Source organism: uncultured Chitinophaga sp., from assembly GCF_937874145.1.
Lineage (GTDB): Bacteria > Bacteroidota > Bacteroidia > Chitinophagales > Chitinophagaceae > Chitinophaga.
Map to the genome: position 1 here is coordinate 1 of NZ_CALNBI010000061.1, position 13,298 is coordinate 13,298.

10 protein-coding genes are annotated in these 13,298 nt (G+C 54.9%); 6 read left to right on the plus strand and 4 right to left on the minus strand.

The window, feature by feature from the left end:
- A partial coding sequence (locus tag Q0510_RS02740) for a cation-translocating P-type ATPase (protein WP_298708009.1) occupies window positions 1–2,220 on the plus strand: 2,220 nt, incomplete at its 5' end.
- A 125-nt stretch (window positions 2,221–2,345) separates the two neighbouring features.
- Complete coding sequence (locus Q0510_RS02745; protein WP_298708011.1) at window positions 2,346–3,110, plus strand: DUF3800 domain-containing protein; 765 nt, start codon at window positions 2,346–2,348, stop codon at window positions 3,108–3,110.
- Window positions 3,111–3,271: 161 nt separating this feature from the next.
- Here Q0510_RS02745 and Q0510_RS02750 read toward each other — a convergent pair whose 3' ends face one another.
- From Q0510_RS02750 to Q0510_RS02760, 3 genes are all read right to left on the minus strand, one after another.
- The gene (locus Q0510_RS02750; RefSeq protein WP_298708014.1) at window positions 3,272–5,656 is read right to left on the minus strand and encodes an ABC transporter permease; all 2,385 of its coding nucleotides are present in this window, start codon (window positions 5,654–5,656) and stop codon (window positions 3,272–3,274) included.
- Window positions 5,657–5,729: 73 nt separating this feature from the next.
- Window positions 5,730–6,806, minus strand: a complete 1,077-nt coding sequence (locus tag Q0510_RS02755) for a bifunctional transcriptional activator/DNA repair enzyme AdaA (protein WP_298708016.1) — start codon at window positions 6,804–6,806, stop codon at window positions 5,730–5,732.
- 63 nt (window positions 6,807–6,869) lie between these two features.
- Window positions 6,870–7,820: a DMT family transporter gene (locus Q0510_RS02760; RefSeq protein WP_298708018.1), complete on the minus strand. Its 951-nt coding sequence runs from the start codon at window positions 7,818–7,820 to the stop codon at window positions 6,870–6,872.
- 164 nt (window positions 7,821–7,984) lie between these two features.
- On the opposite strand from Q0510_RS02760, the gene Q0510_RS02765 reads away from it, so the two are divergent.
- Complete coding sequence (locus Q0510_RS02765) at window positions 7,985–10,144, plus strand: alpha-galactosidase (RefSeq protein WP_298708020.1); 2,160 nt, start codon at window positions 7,985–7,987, stop codon at window positions 10,142–10,144.
- An 83-nt stretch (window positions 10,145–10,227) separates the two neighbouring features.
- Here Q0510_RS02765 and Q0510_RS02770 read toward each other — a convergent pair whose 3' ends face one another.
- The gene (locus Q0510_RS02770; RefSeq protein WP_298708021.1) at window positions 10,228–11,667 is read right to left on the minus strand and encodes an amino acid permease; all 1,440 of its coding nucleotides are present in this window, start codon (window positions 11,665–11,667) and stop codon (window positions 10,228–10,230) included.
- Window positions 11,668–11,744: 77 nt separating this feature from the next.
- Here Q0510_RS02770 and Q0510_RS02775 point away from each other — a divergent pair, with 77 nt between their 5' ends.
- From Q0510_RS02775 to Q0510_RS02785, 3 genes are all read left to right on the plus strand, one after another.
- Complete coding sequence (locus Q0510_RS02775) at window positions 11,745–12,116, plus strand: Imm51 family immunity protein (RefSeq protein ID WP_298708023.1); 372 nt, start codon at window positions 11,745–11,747, stop codon at window positions 12,114–12,116.
- Between the two features lie 126 nt (window positions 12,117–12,242).
- Entirely contained in the window at window positions 12,243–12,617 is a 375-nt protein-coding gene (locus Q0510_RS02780) for a metalloregulator ArsR/SmtB family transcription factor (protein ID WP_298708025.1), read from the plus strand.
- On the plus strand, window positions 12,577–13,080 hold the full coding sequence (locus Q0510_RS02785; protein ID WP_298708027.1) for an SRPBCC domain-containing protein: 504 nt from the start codon (window positions 12,577–12,579) through the stop codon (window positions 13,078–13,080). Before Q0510_RS02780 ends, Q0510_RS02785 begins: the two co-directional genes overlap by 41 nt.
- Window positions 13,081–13,298 lie beyond the last annotated feature (218 nt).

Sequence of the window (13,298 nt, forward strand, 5' to 3'; positions counted from 1 at the left end):
GAAGTCCCCTCCACCGAAATCGTCCCCGGCGATATACTGCTCCTCGATGCCGGGGATATGGTCCAGGCCGACGGCCGCCTGCTCGAAGCCACGAGCCTCCAGGCCGACGAGTCCGCCCTCACCGGCGAGTCCCTCCCGGTCGACAAATCCCCCGGCGAGCTCCCCGAAGACACGCCCCTGGCCGAACGCTCGAATATGGTCTATAAAGGCACCTTCATCCGCAACGGCAATGCGCGGGTGCTGGTGACGGCCACCGGGATGAAAACCGAGCTGGGTCAGATTGCCCACCTGGTGGCAGGCGCGCAGAAGTCCGCCACGCCGCTGGAAAAGAAGCTGGAAAGCTTCAGCAAGCGCCTGATCGGCATCACCGTGGTCATTGTGATCCTGATCTTCGGAGCTGGTGTCCTCAACCAGGTGCCCATCCTCGACATGCTGAAAACTTCCATCGCGCTGGCGGTGGCAGCCATCCCGGAAGGGCTGCCAGTGGTGGCCACGCTTAGCCTGGCAAGGGGCATGATCCGGATGGCACGGCAAAATGTGATCGTCAAAAAGCTTTCGGCCGTGGAAACCCTCGGGGCCACCACCGTCATCTGTACCGATAAAACCGGCACCCTCACGGAGAATAAAATGCAGGTCACCGAGGCGCAGCAGCCCGAAGCCACCTGGAAACAGGGCGAAGAGGCCCCTGAAAACGAGGCGTTCCGCCTCCTCCGGGAAACTGCCGTGCTCTGCAACAACGCCACGCTCGACGGCGACATAGGCATCGGCGACCCCATCGAAGTAAGCCTCCTGCAGTTCGCGGACGAAACGGGCGACAATGCCGATATCATCCGCGAAGGCTTTAAAAAGCTGGACGAAGCCCCCTTCAATTCCGATACCCGCGTGATGGCCACGCTGCACCAGGGCGAAGAGCAATTTCGCGTGTCTGCCAAAGGCGCCACGGAAGATCTCCTGGGCTATTGCACCGCCATCTGGAAAGACGGTACGCAGGCGGCATTATCGGATGAAGACAAACAGTCCTGGATGACCGCCACGGAGAAACTGGCGGCTTCGGGGCTCAAAACCCTTGGCTACGCCATCAGGCAAGCAAACGACCGTCCCGGGGAGATGCTGGAGGAGCTGGTGTTCCTCGGCATCACAGGCTTCATGGACCCGCCCCGCAGCGGCGTAAAGGAAGTGATCCGCGAATGCCATGGCGCTGGGATCCGGGTGCCGATGCTCACCGGCGCCCACCCCGCAACGGCGGCAACGATCGCGCAGCAGCTGGCGATCGTGCAGGAAGGGCAGAAGCCTGTGGTAACAGGGCGCGAGCTGGAAAAAGACCCCGCAGTATGGGAGAACGCCGCCGTATTTGCGCGGGTGAGCCCGAAACAAAAGCTGGACCTGGTGAACGGGTTGCAGGAAGACCATCACATCGTAGCCATGACGGGCGACGGCGTCAACGATGCGCCAGCGCTTAAAAAAGCAGATATCGGCATCGCAATGGGGATACGGGGCACGCAGGTGTCGCAGGAGGTGGCGGATATGGTGCTGAAAGATGATGCTTTTGAGTCCATCGTGATGGCGGTGCGCCAGGGCAGGGTGATCTTCGCCAATATCCGCAGGTTCATCATTTTCCTTTTATCCTGCAACCTGAGCGAGCTGCTGGTCATCGGGCTGGTCGCTACTTTCAACATTCCCTTCCAGCTGGTGGCTATTCAAATTCTCTTCATCAACCTGATCACAGACGTATTTCCCGCGATGGCCCTGGGTTTCACAGAAGGCGACGCTACGGTAATGCAGAAAAATCCCCGCGACCCGCGCAAGCCGATCCTCAGCCGCAACGGCTGGACCTGGATATGGGTGTATGCCGCGGTTATTGGCGGAAGCGCGCTGGGAGCGGCGTTTACGGCGGAATATTTCCGGGAAGGGGATACCGACGTCATGGCGGCGAACAACGTGTTGTTCTACACGCTCATCCTGTCTCAACTGCTGCATGCATTGAATATGAAAGAGCCGCGTGAGAAATTCCTGGGAGGCCCGGTAATGCGCAACAAATACCTGATCGGCTCGATTTTTCTCAGTGCCGGCGTTACATTGCTGTGCCTGTTCATTCCACCTGTAGCGGAAGCGTTGCGCCTGCAGATGATGCCTGCGATAGACTGGTGGCTGACGCTGGGTTTCAGCGTTGCGTCGTTATTGGTGGTGCGTTTGTTGTCGGGGATTTTTATGCGGAAGTGATATGCCCGGCATCACCCTTTTAGATAAATGAACACTCTTTTTTTACTGTTATAGCATTCATCTAATCATAAGGATGTTTCTCATTATTATTTGATTTTGATACTATAAACAGTAATTGAGTAGCAATGTATTTATTGTATGTTGATGAGAGTGGTGATATAGGATTGCCACCATCAAGCCCAACTAGATTTTTTATTTTATCTGCAATAGTTATTCATGAAATGAGATGGCGGAGTACATTGAAGGATTTGATAATGTTTCGTCAGGAATTAAAGCGAAGGAAAGGATTGAAGATTCGTGACGAAATACATTGTACTCACTTTATCAACAAACCAGGGGAATTAGTACGCATAGCACGGAATGATAGACTGGATATTATAAAGAAATGCATCGACTGGTTAAATAGTCAGGGAGAAATGAGCATTTTTTCAGTCGTCGTTGATAAGCATGGAAAGGCATCTGATTACGATGTGTTTTTACACGCCTGGAATGCTTTATTGATGAGATTTGAGAATACGTTAAGCTATAGGAATTTCCCTGGGCCACGTAATCCTGATGATATGGGAATTATTCTGTCAGATAATACCGATGGGAATAAACTCAGAAGTCTGGTTAGAAAAATGCGTCATTTTAATATGATTCCAAGTATGTATGGTGGAGCATCACGAAATCTTCGTTTGAATTACATCATAGAAGATCCAATTTTTCGTGATTCTCAAATTTCATTTATGCATCAAATGAATGACGTCGTCGCATATTGTGCAAGGCAGTTATATGAGCCCAATGCTTATGTGAAGAAGAAAGGAGGAGATAATTTTTATAAACGTTTGGAAAACGTAATACTAAGAGTTGTGACTGCTAAGAATCCCTACGGTATAGTTGAACTATAACAAAAAAGGTAGCTTTCGCTACCGGGGGAGTCCTACTACAGAATCGAGTTCCATTCAGACTCTATACAAAGATAAGGGAAATTGGGCAATAACAATGTAGTTTTTGTGTAAAGCAAAACGGCCCCGTTTCCGGAGCCGCTTGCAAGCGATAGAAGAAAAGATTATTCGGACCGCAGGCTTTTGACGGGGTCCGTCATAGCCGCGCGGATGCTTTGCGTACTGATGGTGAGAAGGGCGATGCTCATGGCGCCGATGCAGGTCAGGGCGATGGTCCACCAGGAGATATCCGTCCGGTATTCGTAACTGCTCAGCCAGCGCTGCATGCCCCACCAGCCTGCCGGCACGGCGATAGCCAGGGCAATGAGCACGAGGATGGCGAAGTCGACGGACATGAGCCGCCACAGGCTGAACACCGAAGCGCCCATTACTTTGCGCACGCCAATCTCTTTGGTCCGTTGTTCGGCCATGAAGCTCGCCATACCGAAGAGCCCCAGGCAACTGATAAAGATCGCCAGCACGGCGAAGTAGGCAGACAGCTGGCCGATCCGTTGCTCGGAAAGGAACTTCATCTTGTATTTCGCGTCCACGAAATCGTACATGAAAGGCATGCCGGGATTATGTTTTGCGAAAACAGCCTCCAGCTTTTTCAGGGACTCCACCGTAGGTTTAGCCGGGTTCAGCCGCATCAGAAAGAGGTTGCCACCGCTGCCATCGATGTGCCAGATCGTGCGGAAGACCGGCGTGTAAGGCGATCCCATCAAAATATCTTTTACTACCCCTACGATGATAAATGGCTGGCCGTCTTTTCTGATGACTTTGCCGATGGGGTCTTTTATCTGCATGAATGCAATGGCTGACTCGTTCAGGATCACACCATTGGAATCGGACGCGAATTGTTGCGAGAAGTCGCGGCCCTGCACCACTTCCCATTGCACTGCTTTGCCATAATCGTGGGACACATCCACCGCCGCGAAATTCCCCTGCGCGCCGGGCGCCATTTCCTCCCAGGTGTAGCCGTTATTGATCATCTGCACGTCATTGGGCGGCCCGGAAGCTTTGGCCACTTCCGTTACCGCGCCGGAAGCCAGCGCGTCGTTGCGGATGGCCTCGTAATGCGAACGCAATTCGTTGGTGGACATGAACACGTAGATCAGGCCTTCCCGGTTATAGGCAACGGGCCTGTCCTGCGCATGCCGGATTTGTTTGAAGACGATGATGGTGCCGATGATCAGCACTACCGACACGGTGAACTGCAACACCACCAGCGCCTTGCGTGGGATAGCGGCATTGCGGCCCGCCTTGAACGTTCCTTTCAAAACTTTCACCGGCTGGAAAGAAGACAGGTACAGCGCGGGATAGCTGCCCGCCAGCAGGCCCGTCAACACGATGATCGCCATCCCCGCCAGCCAGAACGCCGGCTCGCCGAACGGCATGGACATATGTTTGCCCGCGATGGTATTGAATGCCGGCAGGGCCGCCTGGACCAGCGCCACCGATAGAGCGAAACCGAAGAACGCCAGCATGGTGGATTCACTGAAGAATTGCAGTATAAGCTGCGCCCGGTGCGAGCCCACGGCCTTCCTGATGCCCACTTCCCGCGCGCGCTTCTCGCTGCGGGCGGTGCTGAGGTTCATGAAATTGATGCAGGCCAGCAGCAGCACGAACACGCCGATGATCCCGAAAAGCCATACAGAGCTGATTTTTCCACCGATATTCTTACCGTCTTTCCATTCCGCATACAGGTGCCAGTTGCGCATCGGCCAGAGAAAAACCTGCGCATTGAACGCTTTCTCCTCCGCACGCACTTTATCCAGCTTCACGTTCCTGATCTTCGCAGAAACTGTTGCGAGATCGGCATGATCGGCCAGCTGTGCGTAGGTTTGCGTGAAATTGGAGCGCCAGGGATTGTCCATCGCCTGGATCCAGGGATTGTCGACAAGGAACAAGTCCCAGGGGCACATGAATTGCAGGTTGCCGAACTCGGAATTCTCAGGAAGGTCTTTATATACGCCCGTTACCGTAACAGGTAATTTATTGTTGAGTTTGAGGACTTGCCCCAGCGCTTCCCTGTCCCCGAAAAAGGCCCGGGCGGAAGATTCGGACAGCAGGATGGAATTCACTTCTTTCAACCCGTCGCGGGTGCCGGCTATCATTTCCAGCGATAACATTTCCGTAAATGCGGGTTCGAAGAAGTTACCCACGCGCGTCTGCCCTTTGCCATCATGCGAAAGCACGTACCCGTCGTTCCAGCCAGACTGCACGACATATTTGAAGTCGCTGCTGTATTTCTCCCGGATGGCTTCGGCCATGAGCCAGGGATTGGCGGTTTGGGTGTTGGTGACGCCGTTGAACGTCTGGTGCTGCATCACCTGCACGATACGGTCGTAATGGGCGAAATTCTTATTGTAAGTCAGTTCATCGCGCAGCCAGAGCCCGATCAGGAGGGCAACGGCCATTCCGATCGACAATCCCGCGATGTTGATCAGCGAGAAGGTTTTGTTTTTGAGGAGGTTCCTCCATGCGATTTTGAGGTAGTTGCGGATCATGTGTTTCCTCTTTACCAAGGCAATGCCAAAACAATGTCGATATCAAAATGAAGGTTATGAAGATTAGTATTATTTATATGTGTCCGGTTTCGGCACAGGGACTGTCCGGCTTTGCAGCGGCTCGTTTCTCGAAACCGAGGAGCCACTGTTTGCGGTGGACGCCGCCGCCGTAGCCTGTCAGCTGCCCGTCTTCGCTGATGATGCGGTGGCAGGGAACGAGGATGGAAATGCGGTTCATGCCATTGGCGCGCGCCACGGCCCTGATGGCGGCGGGCATGCCGAGAGCGCTTGCCTGCCGCTTGTAGGTGCTGGTGGTTCCGTAGGGTACGGTTTGGAGGAGTTCCCAGACCTGTTGCTGGAAAGGCGTGCCGGGCATGAAGAGGGGCACGGTGAAGGCGGACCGCTTTCCTTCGAAGTATTCACCGAGTTGCAGGCGGAGGATGTCGAAGTGGGGATTATGACCGGGGATGATCTCGGCGTTGTGCAGGCGGGCGATATCCTTCAGCTCCGTTTCGAGCATTTTGCGGTCGGAGAATTCGAGCAGGCAGATACCGGCGTCCGCCGCGCAGGCGAACATGGTGCCGAGGGGTGTTTCCAGTCGTTCGATATTGATGAGGTTGCGGTGGCGGCTGTTGGAAGGCGCCACACCGAAGACGGATTTAAAGGAATCGGCGAAGCCGCTGAGGGAGTCATACCCTGATTCAAAAGCGGCATCGGTGACGGGGGCGCCGTCGCGCAGGTGGCGGAAAGCGGAGTTGAGGCGGAACATCCGTTGGTAGGCGTGGAAGGTGATGCCGTGGTTTTTCAGGAACCAGCGGCGGATGGCGCTGGGCTCCAGGCCCAGGCGCACCAGTTCTTCATCCCTGAATTTCTTTGAAGGATCGGCGGCGAGCGCGTCCATCAGCTCGCGGATAGGGGCGGGCGTTTCGCCGCTTTTCTCGAGCGGGCGGCACACTTTGCAGGGGCGGTAACCTTTCTGGATGGCCTCTTTGGCCGTGGTCACGAACTCCACGTTCTCCGGTTTCGGCTTGCGGGCCGTACAGGTGGGGCGGCAGAAAATGCCGGTGGTTTTAACGGCGGTGAAGAAAGTGCCCTCAAACGTGCTGTCTTTTTCGAGGATCGCCTGGTACATTCTTTCGCGGGTAAGCATGGGCGTTGTGTTTGATGCAAAGGTAGGCTGGCCGGGAAAGGGCGGCAACCGGAAAACTGACAACTATTTTTCGGGCTGCGGATCGCTCTTTTTAGAACTGAGCCAGATACCGGCGATCACCAGTACGCCGCCGGCCCATTGCAGCGCGGTAAAAGATTCGTGCAGGAAGATGAAAGCCACGATGGCGCCGATGACGGGGTTGAGGTTAAGGAAATTCCCAACCTGCGCGGCGGGCAGGCTTTCGAGGGCTTTGTTGTACAGGAAATAGGCCACCGCGGACGCCAGGATGCCGCAATAGCAGAGCCCCAGCCAGGCCTGCCAGGAAATAACCGGCCATCCCAGCTGCTGTACTTCCAGCATGCCGATCGGGTAGGAGAGCACGGTGCCGATCATCATGCTGACGGCCGTCACCTGCAACGTGTCGTAATCCTTCACGGTACGGGATAACAACGTGTACACGCTCCAGAGGCACACAGCGCCTATAATGAGCGCGCTGCCCAGGGGGCCGTTTTTCGATTCCCCGGATGTGCCAACAAATCCGACTAATATCACGCCGATGACCGACAATATAATACCGGCCACGAGCCTCCCGCTGAGGTGCTCTTTCAGGAACAGCGCGGCAGGAATGGCGATGGCCACCGGCACCAGCCCTTCGATGATGGCTCCCGTGCTGGCAGGAATGTAATGCATGCCGGTATTGAAGCAGAGATAATAGATCGTAGTGCCCGAAAGCCCCATCAGTGTCAGCTTTCCGAAAGGCAGCGGCGGCTTCGACTTCCGCCGGCTCAACAGGTAAAACGGCAGCAGCGCCAGGCAGGCGATCGTATTGCGGATGGCAGCCGCCGTGAGGGGAGGCACTTCCGTCACCACAAACTTCGTCACCGAAAAAGAACTGCCCCAGATCAGGAGCACGACGAGTATCGATAGTAGCCCGCGGGTTTGCATCGGGCTGTTGCTGTTGTTCATAAGCCGGCCGCCGTTAGGTTTGCGGCGCCCTAAGATAATAAACCCCATGATACCATTTTGCCTTAATGTAATGAGGAATTATTTCACAATCGATTGCAAGTAATCAGGCATTGAACGGGCCGACCCCAGTTCGTACATTGGTAACATGGACGGACGCCCGGCTATCCACGTATCTCCGGGCGCCAGCCGTCCGCTACTCCTAAATTGAAGCTATGTATAAGAAATGGACATGGATGATGGGCATATTGCTGGCCGCCACCGCCGCCACCGCGCAGTCTCCCGCATCCCGGAAAACCGACTGGCTCATCACGCCAGTCACCGAAATAGCGAGAATAACGGAGAAAGGGAAAGACGTGACCCTCAGCAACGGTCTTGTTTCCCGTTCTTTCCGGATCAGCCCCAACGTGGCCTGCTACGATTACATCAACCTCAGCAACGGCCAGCAGCTCCTCCGTGCCGTGAAGCCCGAAGCACGCATCACGGTCAATGGTAAAACGTACAACGTGGGCGGCCTGAACGGCCAGCGGGAAAACGCATACCTGCTGCCGGCCTGGCTCGACGAGTTTACCGCGGGCGCCAACGATTTCGCTTACGTCCGCCACACGGTTTCAGAGCTGAAGCCGCGGGTGCAATGGACGGGGAAATACTGGGCTGCCAACCGCAAACAGGCCACCGGCCGGCAGATCGATTTCCTGTACGCAGGCAAGGCCGCCGGCACCGAAAAACTGCAGGTAACCGTCAGCTACGCGATTTACGACGGTTTGCCGCTCATCGCCAAATGGGTGACCGTGGAAAACCAAAGCGGAGCAACTGTTGCGGTGAACCAGGTGGTTCATGAAATTTTGGGTATGGTGGAAGAAGAAAGCGCCGTGATCGGGCAGCCTCATCAGCTTAAAAAGCCCCAGGGCATTTACTTCGAAACGAATTACGCGTTCAACAACGCCATGCAATACCCCATCAGCGACCAAACCTCCCACTGGAAAAAGGATTCGTCTTATACCTCGCAGGTGAATTACGATTACGGCACGCCCTGCCTGTTCGAAGCCTACCCGGATAAAGTGACGGCGGTGGACCTGGCCAATGGCGAAAAGATTACCTCGCCAGCTACCTGGGAGCTGCTGATGGACAGCTACGACCGTGAAAGGCGCGGGCTGGCGGTAAGAAAGATGTACCGCACCATCGCGCCCTGGACCACCAGCAATCCCATCTTCATGCACCTGGTGAGCAAGAACGACCAACAGGTGACGGACGCCATCGACCAATGCGCTGCCACGGGCTACGAAGCGCTGATCCTCAGCTTCGGCAGCCACGTCAACATGGAAGACACTTCGGCCGCCAATATCGCCCGCTGGAAATCGCTCAGCGATTACGCGCACGGCAAAGGCATCCTGATCGGCGGATATTCGCTGTTCAGTTCGCGCCGCATCAGCGATAAAGACGATGTTATCAACCCCGCCACCGGCAAGCCGGGCGGCGCTTTTTTCGGCAACGCGCCCTGCTTCGGCAGCGAATGGGGGCTGGCTTACCGGGATAAAATCAAGTATTTCATCTACCAGACCGGTTTCGATATATGGGAGAACGACGGTCCCTATCCCGGCGACGTCTGCGGTTCCACCACGCACCCCGGCCACAAGGATGCGCACGACTCGCAATGGCGCCAGATGGAAATCCAGAAAGAGCTTTACCGCGACCTCAACGAGCATGGCGTATACATCAACGCGCCCGACTGGTATTTCCTGGACGGCACGCACAAGATCGCTTTGGGCTACCGCGAAGTGAATTTCTCCCTGTCCCGCGACCAACAGAAGATCCTGAACCGCCAGAACATTTATGACGGCACCTGGGAGAAGACGCCCTCCATGGGCTGGGGCTTTGTGCCGCTGACCAAATACCAGGGCGGAGGCCCCGAAGCGGTGCTGGAACCGCTCAAGGATCACCTGGATGATTACAAACAGCTGATGTTCCAATATTACGGAGCAGGCATCCAGGCATGCTACCGCGGCCCGCGCCTGTACGATACGGAAGAAACGAAGAAAGTAGTGAAAGAAATGGTGAGCTGGTACAAAAAATACCGCACGGTACTCAATGCCGACGTCGTTCACCTTCGCCGCGCCGACGGCCGTGACTGGGATGGCATCCTGCATGCGGACCCGCAGGGCAAAGAGAAAGGATTCCTCATCCTTTACAATCCCCTTAAAACGCCCATTACCCGTACCATCAGCATTCCGTTGTATTATACGGGGCTTACCAGCACCGCCAAACTGCTGGCCAATGGCGTTACGGCGAAATCATACACCATAGGGCGTAATTACAACATCGAAATGACGGTAACATTGGCGCCGGAAAGTTATAACTGGTGGGTGGTGCAGTAGAATGCTAAAAGGTAAATCCCCGGTATGGGAAAGGGGCAGCTCCGGATGGTGCTGCCCCTTTCACGTATTTGAAAGCAAATGAATTATAGTGCCGCGCTGTTCTTCCTGCTTTTCACGACTTTGTAACAGATGTAAAGGAACACCAGCCACACAGGGATCAGCATCACGGGCAGCGCCATGCCGGTGAGCAGCATGAGCCCGAGGATGCCGGTGAGGAAGATGAGGCAGATGTAATTGGAAATGGGATAGAGGAACGAAGGGAACTTCGTGGCTGCCATGCCGCCTTTATAACGCTGCCGGAATTTCAGGTGCACCACGCTGATCATCAGCCAGTTGATGATGAGTGCCGATACCACCAGCGACATCAGCGCGTGGAGGGCCTTTTCGGGCATGAGCTTGTTGATGATGATGCAGATCGCCACAAACAAACCAGAAATCACGATAGCCAGCACGGGTACGTGGTTTTTGTTCAGGCGCGACAGGATAGCCGGGGCATTGCCCTGTTCGGCCAGGCCGTACAACATGCGGGAATTACTGTATACGCAGCTGTTGTAAACCGACAATGCCGCCGTGAGCACAATCAGGTTGAGCGCGTTGGCGATCAGGCTGGTAAAATAAATGGTTTTGCCGAACATGGTGAACTGGAAGCCTTTGAGGCTTTCGAATACCATCACGAAGGGGCTGCTGTCTGTCGTAATATTTTTCCAGGGGGAAAGGGCGAAAAGAATGATAAGGGCGCCTACATAGAATATCAGGATCCGGTAAATCACCTGATTGGTGGCGCGGGGGATGGTTTTCTCCGGCTGGTCGGCTTCCGCGGCGGTGATCCCGATGAGCTCGAGGCCGCCGAAGGAGAACATGATCAAGGCCAGCGCGGCGAGGAGGCCCTGGTAATTGCCCTGCCCGTCGGACTGGAGGAGCCCTTTGGGGAAGAAGCCGCCGTCGTTCCAGAGGTTATTGATGCTCGCCTGCGGGCCGCCGTTCCCGCTGAAAAGCAGGTAGACGCCGAAGATGATCATAGCGATAATAGCCACTACTTTCACGATGGAAAACCAAAACTCGGCTTCCCCGTAAACTTTCACGGAACTGAGGTTCAGGGCGTTGATAGTGATGAAGAAGAAAAGGCTGGACGCCCATAAGGGGATCTCCGGCCACCAGAACTGCACGTAAATGCCGATAGCGGTGAGCTCGGACATACTTACGAGGATGTACAGCACCCAGTAATTCCATCCGGAAGCGAAGCCCGCGAAGGTGCCCCAGTATTTATAGGCGAAGTGGCTGAAGCTCCCGGAAACCGGTTCTTCCACGACCATTTCGCCCAGCTGGCGCATAATAAAAAATGCGATGACCCCTGCCAGCGCATACCCTAAAATCACAGAAGGCCCCGCCTGTACGGCGGCCGGACCGATGCCGAGGAATAGTCCCGTGCCGATGGCGCCTCCCAGGGCGATCAGCTGAATGTGGCGGTTTTGAAGCCCCCGTTCCAGCTTGCGGTCGGCGGACTGTTCGTTGTTATGTTTCAATGTCTAAAGGTGGATATGATTGTAATATGTGTTATTTTTCGCTAAAAATATTCCCGTACCGTTAAAATTCTTTCCGAATGACCCAATCGCACCAACAAGTTGGAGAAACATTCCCTTTTACTTTGTACGACGACGGAGGCGCTCCCGGCTTGATCGCTGCCCTCGAATCCGACGCCTTGTTTCCCCGTTACTACAATTTTTTCGAAGAAATGGGATATGAAGGAAATGGGCCATGCTGGGAGGGGCATATTTCACAAATCCTCATGGAACTGGACGCAAATTTGCTTTCCCGGATTCAGTTTGATGCGGAAGCTGGTTCGCTGCTGGCTTTTTTTCAATCTGAAGAAGACAGGAGCCAGTTCCTGCGCATCATTTGTCCTGTTTTCAACGATTTTGAAGAATTAAGAGATTGGGTGAGCGTGGCTGACAGGGACGCGATGGACGATTGATTTTCTACCCGCCAGTAAAACGTATCAGAGGGAACAACGCCTGTTGTTCCCTTTTTTTATCCAGCCCAAAATAATATGTAGGTAAATCCCTACATATTCCTATATTTGTAGGGAAATGCCTACATAATGGAAAGAAGAAGAGACGTATTCCAGGCGATAGCCGACCCCACCCGCCGGGGCATTATTCAACTGCTGGCCGACCGCCCGCTGACGATGAACGCCATCGCGGATTATTTTGATACCAGCCGCCCCACCGTTTCAGAGCACGTAAAGCTCCTCGAAGAATGCGGGCTGGTGGTGATCCGGAAAGAAGGACGGGAACGCCATTGCGAAGTACGGCTCGAAAAACTGTCGGAAGTGGCCGATTGGGTAGCCCAATACACCGCTTCCTGGAACAAGACCCTTAATATCATGGAATCCTATCTCCTGAAAATAGAACCCGAATCAAAAAAATCAAAACATGAAAAACACGACAAACACCGCAAGTCCCGCGGCAAATGAAGTCCACATCACGCGGACGGTCAACTTTCCCCGCGCGCTCGTTTTCCAGATCTGGAGCGACCCCGAACATCTCCCGCGCTGGTTTGCCCCCGATGGCTGCGGCATTCATTTTACCACGCTGGACATCCGGCCCGGCGGGCGCTTCCATTCCTGCGTGCATACACCCGACGGCAAGGATTGCTGGTGCGTGGGCGAATACCTCGAAGTGAAAGCGCCGGAAAAAATCGTGTACAATATCGCCATCGCCGACGAAGAGGGTAACCGCCGCACTTCCGCCGAAGCCGGCATGGATCCCGCCTGGCCGGACGAAACGCTTGTCTCCGTTACCTTCCACGCGTTGGATGACAATCGCACCGAAATCATCCTCCATCAGGCTGCTCCGGCCGACGTTGCGCGCAGAACAGGCGCTTATCCCAGCTGGCTGCAAATGCTGGATCGCATGGAAGCGGCGCTCGCTGCGTAACGCTGATTTATTTCGCATCCTTCCAACAATGAGCCGGGAAAATTGTAAATTGTTGGGTATGCATGTACGATCCGGCTATCCTTCCCGTTTCTGGCTGACCGCCATACTTTGCTGCCTGTTTTCCGTAGCCGGATTCGGGCAGCAGGCGGATTCAACCGCCGTTCACGGGAAGGATTCCGTGCTGCAGTCTATCCGCTCCATGCTGCAAAAGGCGCCTG